We start from the raw sequence: 2,169 nt of genomic DNA on the forward strand, positions 1-2,169 counted from the left end.
GCACCCCCAGAAATCCATAACCGAAACTCGTTAGCTCAGATTGAGAACGTGGATTTGGACTCATTTTATCCTCTAAACCATCTGCCAAATTATGACATCATTTAGCTTAAATATCGAAGTCACATTCATAGACGAGCTTACCGATGAGTCGCTCGGGGTCACGTATATACCCGCGAATAATCTGCCAGATTCATTTGAAAAAGATACCACGATCGAACTCAGTGGTGCAGACTGGCGCGTCCTCAATGCTCGACCAAAAACTCGCGCCCAATATACCAAATCCAAGCAGCTAATTTTATGGATTCGGAGAATCGAATCAGTTAATCCCAACGATATTCTCTACAGTTTGCCATCGATTTGTAAAGTAGTTCCAGCACTAAGCGCTAGCTCACTCGTAGGCAATGAATTAACGATCGCCGAAGATGATTGGCGACAATTTGAATTTATTTCTCATCAACTCGCCGACAAAGTAGACAAAGAAATTGCCAAAATTAGATTGATTCACGAACGCGCTACCGTAGGCATAGGCTGGACAGAAATGCACCTGCGATCGAAACCAGAAATCCCGATCGTGACTAATCTTGCCTTACCCCATCTGGCAACTATGTTAGAAGTTGGTAAGTCCGATGGGATAACTTATGATGGCTCGCGATCGCCAATAAATGACGGTTATTCATTTAAATTAAATGACGACTTCTCTATCTATGGATTAGCCCCAAATGCTAAAGTCCGCGTACTTGCGATCGGTCAAGATTCCAACATTCCCCCAAACCAAGAATCGATCGATCGACTCCAGCAGCTCGCTCGCAAACTCAATCTCGATTTGGTACATTGGTGTCGTTGCATCCGAGTCAGTCCAGACGACCCAAAGTTCGGCTCGTTGCTATCCTAAAAAGATCGATCGTAAATTTGTCACTCAACCCTCTATAGAACCCATTTTAAGACCTTCTAGTGGGGAGGACGGGTTTGGTCGATATCAAACAGTCAAATCGATATCCTCTAGCATAAACCCGCCCCTACAGTCGATTTACATCCAATAACCCCCAACTAAAATCTAGAATGGAGTGAATGCCGCACCACGCTAGCACACAGATCGACCCTTACGCAGGAGAGTTTGAGAGGCGGCGTTCCGCCTGTCTTGTCTCGCTAAACCGTCGGGGAACCCGACGAGCGCGAGCCGCTTTCAACGGGGGGGCTGGGGGTCGGTACCCCCAGATCCGGGTTCTGCCTCCGCTAGTAAAATCGCAACTCACCAGTATCTACCATTTGCCGAATCGCTTATAGCAATCAATCTCGCAAAATCCTACCCATTACCTATTACCCATTACCCATTACCCATTACCCCACCATGCCCCAACCCATCACCCCCCAACCAGGACAAGAATCCGTCTGGGACTACCCGCGTCCCCCACGCCTAGAAAAAGTCAATAAACGGATTCGGATTGTCTTTAACGGGCAAACGATCGCCGATACCACCGCTGGTTATCGTGTCCTCGAAACCAGCCATCCACCCGTTTATTATTTGCCCCCCGCAGATATCCAGATGCAGTACTTACAGGCGACTGCGCGCGGCTCCTTTTGTGAATGGAAAGGTAACGCCATTTATTACCACCTCACCGTCGGCGATAAGCGGATCGAAAATGTGGCGTGGGCTTATCCGACACCCACCGAAAAATTTCGCTCGATCGCAGACTACTTAGCATTCTACGCTCAGCCGATGGATGCTTGCTATGTCGATGACGAACTAGTAACGCCCCAACCAGGCGAGTTTTATGGTGGTTGGATTACCAGGGATATTGTCGGGCCATTTAAAGGTAGTCCGGGAAGCTGGGGCTGGTAAATCGATCGCTCAAACAGCCTGAAATAACCCATGTTGCTATCTATTTCTTGCCTGCGACTGAAGTCGCGGCTAATGATGCGAAGTCCGCCTTCGCGGACTAATAATTCAGTCCGCGAAGGCGGACTTTGCACTCCGAGCGGCGGTTTCTAACCGCTGGGGTTACAGGTAGTAACTTGGGTTAAATCTCACATTTTTCGATCGCCAAAGTGGCGAATCGTCAACATCGATCGGATCGGAGCGATGGGGATCGGTATAATTGCTCATAGGACACCCGATCGCCTGGATGTTCCCCCTATCAGCAGCTAAATATTGAAAAACGACTAATTGAA

General features: G+C 48.3%; 2 protein-coding genes. Both read left to right on the forward strand.

The window, feature by feature from the left end; all coding sequences use genetic code 11:
- The first annotated feature begins 91 nt into the window (after positions 1-91).
- Positions 92-892: a hypothetical protein gene (locus RMO35_RS04595; RefSeq protein WP_309738883.1), complete on the forward strand. Its 801-nt coding sequence runs from the start codon at positions 92-94 to the stop codon at positions 890-892.
- Positions 893-1,348: 456 nt separating this feature from the next.
- Positions 1,349-1,840: a DUF427 domain-containing protein gene (locus tag RMO35_RS04600; protein ID WP_309738885.1), complete on the forward strand. Its 492-nt coding sequence runs from the start codon at positions 1,349-1,351 to the stop codon at positions 1,838-1,840.
- Positions 1,841-2,169 lie beyond the last annotated feature (329 nt).

The organism is Chamaesiphon sp. OTE_20_metabat_361 (genome assembly GCF_031364565.1).

Bases quoted from the DNA above. Each gene is read 5' to 3' on its own strand.
- RMO35_RS04595 (WP_309738883.1), top strand. From the start codon at position 92: ATGACATCATTTAGCTTAAATATCGAAGTCACATTCATAGACGAGCTT.
- RMO35_RS04600 (WP_309738885.1), top strand. From the start codon at position 1,349: ATGCCCCAACCCATCACCCCCCAACCAGGACAAGAATCCGTCTGGGAC.